This is a genomic window from Azohydromonas caseinilytica (genome assembly GCF_012927045.1).
Taxonomy (GTDB): Bacteria; Pseudomonadota; Gammaproteobacteria; order Burkholderiales; family Burkholderiaceae_C; genus Azohydromonas; species Azohydromonas caseinilytica.
Map to the genome: position 1 here is coordinate 1 of NZ_JABBFW010000061.1, position 8785 is coordinate 8785.

Genomic DNA, 8785 nt, shown 5'->3' on the forward strand with positions numbered 1-8785 from the left:
CGTCGGCCTGCGGGATGGCGACCTTGGCCAGGTCCACCCAGTCGGACTGCGGGTCGGCCGCGGCCGCGCCGTAGTACTTGTCGTCCGAGCGGATCGGCGTGAGCCCGTCGCGCTCCTGCGCGGCCCACGCCGGGTTGCCCTGGCGGGTGTAGACCACGGAGGTGGCCAGGTCGTAGGTGAAGGCCGCGGCCTTGCCCGCGCCCACGCTGCGCAGCGTCACCGCCGGGTGCGCCGTGGCGCTGGAGGCGCTGCTGTAGAGCGTGGCCAGCGCCGTGGCGCCCGCGAGCGTGTAGCGCTCGGCGCTGCCGTGGAACTGCAGGGTCTGGTTGACGATGCCGCTGCCCACGCTGGTGGCCGCGTCCACCAGAAGATAGCCGTTGGCCAGCTGCCCGCCCGCGCTGGCAAGGCCCAGCAGCGGCGCGAGCTGCGCATCGGGCGCCATGGCAATGAGGTTGCCCCCGGCATTGACCCAGTCGCTGAGCACCGTGACCTGGCTGCCCGACAGCGCCGTCTTGGCCAGGATCACCACGTCATACGCGGCCAGCGTGGCCGGGCTCACGCTGGCCACGTCGGCCACGGCAAAGGCGTTGAAGCCCTCGGTGCGCAGGATCTCGGCGTAGTACGGGCCGAAGTTGCTCTGGCCCGAGGTCAGCACCAGGATCGGCCCGCCCGGGCCCTGCGCCGGGTCCGCCGCCTGCGCCGGGCGCACCCAGCCCAGCAGCGCCAGCAGCCCCGCCAGCAGGAACCACACCATCTGTCTGGCGCATCGCGCACGCAGGACATCACATTGCCGCATTGCCGCTCTCCTCCGGGCTCGTTCTTGCTTCATCAAGCCGGGCCCGGCACCGCAGGGCCCCCAAGTCGCTGCGCGCCTACTGGCCCACGCCGCTGGCCACGTTCCAGCGCACGACGCGGTTGTCGTCGCCGCCGGCAAACAGCACGTTCTTGTTCTTGTCGTCGAACACCAGCGTGTTCACCGGCGCGCTGCCCGCGCTGAGCTGGCGCTCCAGCCGCGCGCTGGCCGCGTCCCACACCAGGATCTGCCCGTCCTCGCCGCCGCTGGCCAGCACCGTGCCGTCGCGGTTGAAGTCCACGCTGCGCACGGCCGTCTTGTGGCCCACGTAGGCCTGGCTGCGGTAGCCCGTGGAAAGGTCCCACTGCAGCACCTGGCCGTCCGCGCCCGCGCTGGCCAGCACCCGGCCGTCGGGGCGGAACGCCACGGCGTTGACCTCGTCGGCATGGCCGCGCAGCGTGTACAGCAGCCGGCCCGAGGCCACGTTGAACACCAGGATGCGCGCCTCGGAGTCGGCGCTGGCGAGCAGGCTGCCGTCGGGGCTGAAGGCCACCGCGTTGACGAAGCCGGTGTGGCCCGAAAGGATGCGCTCGAGCTTGCCCGTGGCGGCCTTCCACAGCATCACGCGCGTCTCCTCGCCGCCCGTGGCGATGAGCGCGCCGCCGGGGCTCTGTGCCACGGCGCGGATGGGGTGCTCGTGGCCGTGCAGCGCCAGCAGCTTCTTGCCCGTGCCCGCGTCGAAGAGGTGCACGTCGCTGTCGCGGCCCACCACCCCGAGGCGGCGCCCGTCGCTGCTGAACAGCACCCCGGTGGCCACCGCGCCGATGTCGATGTCGAACTTGGAGACGTCGAGCACGCTGTTGGCGTCGAGCAGCCGCACCTTGCCGTCCGCGCGCGCCACGGCCACCGAGCCGCCGTCGGGCGACAGTGCCACCGCCGTGACGCCTTTCTTCAAATACCGCCGCAGCGACTTGCCCAACTTGAGGGCTGCGGGTTTTGCCGCATTTGCTGCTGCCGGCGACTCTATTCCGGTATGGGCCGCCGCAGCCGACGCAGTGGTTTTGGCAGTTTCGTCACCGCCCCCGCACCCGATCAGCACCGCCGCGCACAGCGATCCCACCGACGCCAGGCATACCCGTCGGATTTGCACTGCTGCATGTCCCATGCACCCTCCCTCAAATTTCCAGTGGCGTCATGCCGGGAAAGAATCCAGGCGCGGAAAACAATTCATACCGGCCATGGCCCATGGCCCGGTTCATCAGACGCCGCGCTTGCCGCACTCCTCCGCGACCTGCCCGGCAGGACAAGGCCGCGTCCAGCGCAGTCATGACTTCGGCGACGGGTTTTTCTTCTACCCTCAACCATTCCGCTCGGCGACAGCCACGGACCACTGAATATCAGCCCGCCAATTTCACCTGGGCTTGGAACACCGAGGCTGACCATTCACGAAATGCACCGCGCACCAACGCGGAGCACTTATTGAACTGGAAAACCACGTTAATTTCTGACGACATCTGAAAAAAAATGCTTCAACCACGGCCGCCTATGCAAGGCCCGCCCTATGTTGATTCGCTCGATATATGGATTCAGGGCAACAGGGTTATTTCATGGCCCATTGGGATGGAAACCCGGGAATATCCAACCCGTTTATCTGGGGGTGTTGCTAGAAACCAAAAAGCCGGCATGGCCGCTGTCGCGGCCATGCCGGCTTCTCATCGACGGCCTGCGCTTCAGCCCGTCAGCCGCAGCGCAAGCGGCGTCACACCAGCTCGACCGCCAGCGCCGTGGCCTCGCCGCCGCCGATGCACAGGCTGGCCACGCCGCGCTTGGCACCGCGCTGGCGCAAGGCCCCCAGCAGCGAGACGATGATGCGCGCGCCCGTGGCGCCGATCGGGTGCCCCAGCGCGCAGGCGCCGCCGTGCACGTTGACCCGCTCGTGCGGCAGCGACAGCTCGCGCATGGCCGCCATGGTCACCACGGCGAAGGCCTCGTTGATCTCCCACAGGTCCACCTCGCCCGCCTGCCAGCCCGCCTTGGCCAGCAGCTTCTGGATCGCGCCCACCGGCGCGGTCGTGAACCAGGCCGGCTCCTGCGCGTGCGTGGCATGGCCGCGGATCACGGCCAGCGGCGCCAGGCCGCGCTCACGCGCGGTGGACTGGCGCATCAGCACCAGCGCCGCGGCGCCGTCGGAGATGGAGCTGGAGTTGGCGGCCGTGACCGTGCCGTCCTTGGCGAAGGCGGGCTTGAGCGTGGCGATCTTGTCCAGCTGCACCTTGCCCGGGGCCTCGTCCTCGCTGACGAGCTTCTCGCCGCCGCGGCCCGGCACGGCCACCGGCGCGATCTCCCACTGGAACAGCCCGTCGCGCTTGGCCTGCTGGGCGCGCAGCGTGGAGGCGGACGCAAAGGCATCCTGCTCCTCGCGGGTGAAGGCGAAGTGGCGCGCGCAATCCTCGGCGAAGGTGCCCATCAGCCGGCCGTTGGTGGCGGCGCCGTAACGGTCCTCCAGGCCGTCGAAGAACATGTGGTCCAGCATCTGGCCATGGCCCAGGCGCTGGCCGGCGCGGGCCTTGGGCAGCAGGTAGGGCGCGTTGCTCATGGACTCCATGCCGCCGGCCACCGCCACCTGCTGGCTGCCGGCCAGCAGCAGGTCGTGCGCCAGCATGGTGGCCTTCATGCCCGAGCCGCAGACCTTGTTGAGCGTGGTGCAACCGGCCGACAGCGGCAGCCCCGCGCCCAGCGCCGCCTGGCGCGCGGGCGCCTGGCCCAGGCCCGCGGGCAGCACGCAGCCCATGAGCACCTCCTCCACCGCCTCGGGCTGCAGCCCGGCGCGCTCGACGGCGGCGCGGATGGCGTGGGCACCCAGCTGCGGCGCCGTCAGCCCGGCGAAGTCGCCCTGGAAGGCGCCCAGCGGCGTGCGGGCGGCGCCGACGATGACGACGGGATCTTGCGAATTCGAAGTGGCGGTCATTTCAGTCTCCAGGTGCCGCCGAAAGCGGCGTGCAAGGTGAGTGAGGCCGGGGAGCGGGCCCGGTCTCGACGGAATACTTCAGAACCCATGACGCAGCGGGCCGCGCGGCTTCAGGCCAGCCGCAGCCGGGCGGCCTCTTCCTGCAGCCAGGGCCGGAAGTCGGGATGGGCGATGGCGATGAGCGCGCGGGCGCGCTCGCGCATGGACTTGCCGCGCAGCTGCGCCACACCGTACTCGGTGACGACGTAGCTCACGTCGTTCTTGCTGGTGCTCACCAGCGTGCCGGGCTGCAGCGTGGGCACGATGCGCGAGATCGCGCCGTCCTTGGCCGTGGAAGGCAGCACGATGAAGGACTTGCCACCCTCGGAGCGGTTGCCCGCGCGCACGAAGTCCGACTGCCCGCCCGTGCCCGAGTAGGGCGTGGGGCCCAGCGACTCCGAGCCGCACTGGCCGAACAGGTCGATCTGCAGCGTGGCGTTGATGGTGACGAGCTTGTCGTTGCGCCCGGCCAGCCACGGGTCGTTGGTGAAGTCCACCGGGTGCATCTCGAAGGCCGGGTTGCGGTCCATGTAGCGGTAGAGCTTGCGCGAGCCCAGCGCGAAGGTGGCGGTGGACTTGCCCGGCAGCCAGCTCTTGCGCCGGTTGGTGACGGCGCCGCACTCGATGAGCGAGAGCAGGCCGTCGCCGATCATCTCGGTGTGCACGCCCAGGTCGCGCTTGTGGCGCAGCTGCATGACCACGGCGTCGGGAATGGCGCCGTAGCCGATCTGCAGCGTCGAGCCGTCCTCGATCATCTCGGCCACCTGGCGGCCGATGGCCTCCTGCACCGGCCCGATGGTGGGCAGCCCGACCTCGCGCAGCGGCGCCTCGTGCTCCACCAGCGCCGTCACCTGCGAGATGTGCACGTGGCAGTTGCCGCAGGCAAAGGGCACGTTCGGGTTCACCTCCAGCACCACCACCTTGGCGCGCTCGATGGCGGCCATGGTGTAGTCGGCCGCCAGGCTCAGCGCGAAGTAGCCGTGCGCGTCCATGGGCGAGGCGACGCTGAACACCACGTCGGCCGGCGTCAGCCCGCGGCGGATGAGCTGCGGCAGCTCCGAGAAGTTGCTCGCCAGGGTGTCGATCCAGCCCTCGCGCGCGCCCGGGCGCGAGGGGCCGCCCAGGAAGTAGGCCAGGTGCCGCACATGCCCGGCCGTTTCGGGGTCGAAGTAGCCGTGGGAGGCCAGCGGCAGGATCTGCGCGACCTGCACGCCGCGGAACTCGCGCCGGCGCTCCGACAACGCGCGCAGCAGCGCCGGGGGCTCGCCCACGCCAGTGGGCACGACGATCACGTCGCCGTCGCGCACCTCCCCCACGGCGTCGTGGGGCGATCTGCGCTTCTGGCGGTACTGGTCCTGGACGGACATGGGGAACTCCTCGACGGCTCTACGGCTGCTACTGCTTCTTCTGCTGCGGGAACGGGCCGGCCGCGCCGGCCCGGGGGCTCAGGCGCCGGCCACGGCGCGGGCGATCACCAGGCGCTGGATGTCGGAAGCGCCCTCGTAGATCTGGCACACGCGCACGTCGCGGTAGATGCGCTCCACGGGGAAGTCGCTGACGTAGCCGTAGCCGCCGTGGATCTGGATCGCGTCCGAGCACACGCGCTCGGCCATGGTCGAAGCGAAGAGCTTGGCCATGGACGCCTCCTTGAGGCAGGGCTGGCCCGCGTCCTTGAGCGTGGCCGCGTGCAGTACCAGCTGGCGCGCTGCCTCGATCTGCGTGGCCATGTCCGCGAGGCGGAAGGCCACGGCCTGGTGCTCGATGATGGGCACGTCGAAGGCCACGCGCTCCTTGGCGTACTTCACGGCCGCGTCCAGCGCCGCGCGCGCCATGCCCACCGACTGCGCCGCGATGCCGATGCGCCCGGCCTCCAGGTTGGACAGCGCGATCTTGTAGCCCTCGCCCTCCTTGCCCAGCAGGTGGTCCGCCGGGATGCGGCAGTTCTCGAAGGTGATGGTGGCGGTGTCGGAGGCGTGCTGGCCCATCTTGTCTTCCAGGCGGGAGACGATGTAGCCCGGCGTGTCGGTGGGCACGAGGAAGCAGGAAATGCCTTTCTTGCCTGCGGCCTTGTCGGTGACGGCGAACACGATCGCCACCTGCGCGTGCTTGCCGCTGGTGATGAACTGCTTGGTGCCGTCCAGCACCCAGTGCTCGCCGTCGCGCACGGCGCGGGTGCGCAGCGCCGAGGCGTCGGAGCCGGCCTGCGGCTCGGTCAGGCAGAAGGCCCCCAGCCACTCGCCGGTGGCGAGGCGGCGCAGGACGCGGTCCTTCTGCGCCTCGGTGCCGTACTTGAGCGTGATGCCGCAGGCCAGCGAGTTCTGCACGCTGACGATGGTGGAGGTGGCGCCGTCGCCGGCGGCGATCTCCTCCAGCGCCAGCACCAGCGACACGTAGTCCAGCCCGGCGCCGCCCCATTCCTCGGGCACCACCATGCCCATGGCGCCCAGGCCGGCGAGCTCCTGCAGCGCCTCCTTGGGGAAGCGGTGCTCGCGGTCCCACTCGGCGGCGAAGGGCGCCAGACGCTCCTGCGCGAAGCTGCGCATGGCGTCGCGGATCATTTCCTGTTCGGGGGTCGGGATCATGCTGCGCTCTCCAGCTGCTTCACTTGGCCGCCATGCGGATGGCGCCGTCCAGGCGGATCACCTCGCCGTTGAGGTACGTGTTCTCGACGATGTGCTGCACCAGGCGCGCGTACTCGTCGGGCTGGCCCATGCGCGAGGGGAACGGGACCATCTTGCCCAGCGCGTCCTGCACCTCGGTGGGCATGCCCTTGAGCATGGGCGTCTCCATGATCCCGGGCGCGATCGCCATGACGCGGATGCCCTGGCGCGCCAGCTCGCGGGCGATGGGCAGCGTCATCGCCACCACGCCGCCCTTGGAGGCGGCGTAGCCGGCCTGGCCGATCTGGCCGTCGAAGGCGGCCACCGAGGCGGTGTTGACGATCACGCCGCGCTCGCCGTCCACACCGGGGGCGCTCTCGGCGATGGCGGCCGCGGCCAGGCGCAGCATGTTGAAGGTGCCGATCAGGTTGATCTGCACCGTGCGCGCGAAGCTCTCCAGCTTGTGCGGGCCGTCGCGGCCCAGCACCTTTTCCGCGGGCGCGACGCCGGCGCAATTGACCAGCCCGTGCAGCTGCCCGAAGGCGCCGCGGAACTCGGCCAGCGCGGCCTCGGCGCTGGCGGCGTCGGACACGTCGGTCTTGACGAAGCGGGCATTGGCGCCCAGCTCGGCCGCCAGCGCGGCGCCGGCCTCGGTGTTCAGATCGACGAGCAGCACGCGCCCGCCGGCGCCCACCAGCCGGCGCGCTGTGGCGGCGCCCAGCCCCGAGCCGGCGCCGGTGACGATGAAACCGCGGTCCTGAATCTGCATGGCATGTCTCCTGGTTGGCGGCGCACGGCACCGCATCCTTCGATGCCGCAAGCGTAGGCGCCGGCAGCAGCGCTGCCCATGCCTGGGGACCGCAAGTGGCGTGGGGCGGATGGGCACCCGCGCACCAGCGCGGACCACCGGCGGCACGAGGCCGCAACGCCGGGCAGGACGGCCCTGATGCTCAAAGGCAGCCATGGCAACGCGCCGCTCCCGCCCCGAGCTGGGATTGTTTCCTGCCAGCTCACCGCCGGCACATACGACGTCACTCGTCAATGGCAGCGTTGCCTGCGAGTTGACAATGGGCTGCCGTGCCGGACGGCTTCAGGCGCGGGCGGATTCCTTGGGCGCCCGGCCCTGCCCCGCGCAGAACGCCCGCCGGTACGCCGACGGCGCCGTCCCCAGTTGCGTCGTGAAATGCTGGCGCAGTGACAGCGCGGTGCCGAAGCCGACCTCGGTGGCGATGCGCTCGATGGGCAGCGCGGTGGTTTCCAGCAGCTGCTGCGCCCGCGCCAGGCGCTCGGCCGCCAGCCACTTCGCGACCGTGGTGCCGGTCGCCTCCTTGAAGCGCCTCGTGAACGTGCGGCGGCTCATGTGCGCGGCCTCGGCCAGAGTGTCCAGCGACAGCGGCTCGGCCAGGCGTTCGCGCGCCCACTCCAGCACGCCGGGCAGGCGGTTCTCGCTCGCCAGCGCCGGCACCGGCTGCTCGATGAACTGCGCCTGCCCGCCCTGGCGGTGCGGCGGCGTCACCAGCAGCCGCGCCACGCGGTTGGCAACGGCTGCGCCATGGCGCCCGCGCACGAGGTTGAGGCAGCAGTCGATGGCCGCCACCGTGCCGGCGGAGGTGACGATGCCGCCGTCGTCCACGTACAGCACGTCGGGGCGGAAATCGGCCCGGGGAAAGCGCCGCCCGAACAGCGCGCGCCAGCCCCAGTGCGTGGTGGCGCGCCGGCCGTCGAGCAGCCCGGCGTCGCCCAGCACGAAGGCGCCCAGGCACAGGCCCACGACCTGTGCGCCGCGCTCATGCGCCTGGCGCAGCGCGTCCGTCAGCGCGGCGGGCGCCGCGGCTTCGGGATCGCGCCAGGACGGGACGATGACGACCTCGGCCTGCGCCATCGCCTCCAGCCCGGCGGCCTCGATCTCCACGCCGTGCTCGCCGCGCACGCGGCCGGGCACCGCCGCGCAGTAGCGCAGGGTGTAGGGTGGGAGTCCGCAGGCGTGCCGGTCGCCGCCCAGCACGAGGCCCGGCACCGAGAGATGAAAGAGGCTGATGCCCTCGAAGGCGAGGACGGCGACGCGGGTGGGTGGCAAGCGGGCTCTCCGTAAAGGCCGGGCGGAATGGCCCGATCCTATACGTGCACAGCCTGCGGGCCACGAGTCCGCTCCCCGGAAAGACCGGCAGAGCGCTTTGCGCCCGCCCGCTGTCCCCGACCGGGCCTCAACCCGGCACCGGAATGTCCCGCTCCGCGCGGCGCCGGCTCAATTTGGAATTGCCTAGGAGCGTGGGCGGCAGAACGGGGTCGCGGACAATCGAAGGCACGACCCGCGCTTTGACTTGATGGCCACCAGCTACCGCCCCTACGCGCCCGACCAGCTCATGCTGCTGCCAGCCTCGCTGC

The 8785-nt window shown here is 71.1% G+C and carries 7 protein-coding genes; all 7 read right to left on the reverse strand.

The features are described 5' to 3' along the window. Positions 1 to 754, reverse strand: a 754-nt coding sequence (locus HHL10_RS29620) for a type 1 glutamine amidotransferase family protein (RefSeq protein ID WP_205833287.1), incomplete at its 3' end; no start/stop codon positions are given. A 118-nt stretch (positions 755 to 872) separates the two neighbouring features. Then, positions 873 to 1748, reverse strand: a complete 876-nt coding sequence (locus tag HHL10_RS29625) for a WD40 repeat domain-containing protein (protein WP_169164029.1) — start codon at positions 1746 to 1748, stop codon at positions 873 to 875. Positions 1749 to 2552: 804 nt separating this feature from the next. Next, positions 2553 to 3761, reverse strand: a complete 1209-nt coding sequence (locus HHL10_RS29630) for an acetyl-CoA C-acetyltransferase (RefSeq protein ID WP_169164030.1) — start codon at positions 3759 to 3761, stop codon at positions 2553 to 2555. A 110-nt stretch (positions 3762 to 3871) separates the two neighbouring features. Continuing rightward, positions 3872 to 5167, reverse strand: a complete 1296-nt coding sequence (locus HHL10_RS29635) for an acetyl-CoA hydrolase/transferase family protein (protein ID WP_169164031.1) — start codon at positions 5165 to 5167, stop codon at positions 3872 to 3874. A 78-nt stretch (positions 5168 to 5245) separates the two neighbouring features. Next, entirely contained in the window at positions 5246 to 6382 is a 1137-nt protein-coding gene (locus tag HHL10_RS29640; protein WP_169164032.1) for an acyl-CoA dehydrogenase, read from the reverse strand. Positions 6383 to 6401: 19 nt separating this feature from the next. Further along, positions 6402 to 7169, reverse strand: coding sequence for an SDR family NAD(P)-dependent oxidoreductase (locus HHL10_RS29645; RefSeq protein WP_169164033.1), 768 nt, complete (start codon positions 7167 to 7169; stop codon positions 6402 to 6404). Between the two features lie 321 nt (positions 7170 to 7490). Then, a complete protein-coding gene (locus HHL10_RS29650) occupies positions 7491 to 8477 on the reverse strand; it encodes a GlxA family transcriptional regulator (RefSeq protein ID WP_169164034.1) in 987 nt (328 codons plus the stop codon). Positions 8478 to 8785: the final 308 nt, after the last annotated feature.

Coding starts and splice junctions, on each gene's coding strand:
- HHL10_RS29645 (WP_169164033.1), bottom strand. CDS start 7,169: ATGCAGATTCAGGACCGCGGTTTCATCGTCACCGGCGCCGGCTCGGGG.
- HHL10_RS29640 (WP_169164032.1), bottom strand. CDS start 6,382: ATGATCCCGACCCCCGAACAGGAAATGATCCGCGACGCCATGCGCAGC.
- HHL10_RS29630 (WP_169164030.1), bottom strand. CDS start 3,761: ATGACCGCCACTTCGAATTCGCAAGATCCCGTCGTCATCGTCGGCGCC.
- HHL10_RS29635 (WP_169164031.1), bottom strand. CDS start 5,167: ATGTCCGTCCAGGACCAGTACCGCCAGAAGCGCAGATCGCCCCACGAC.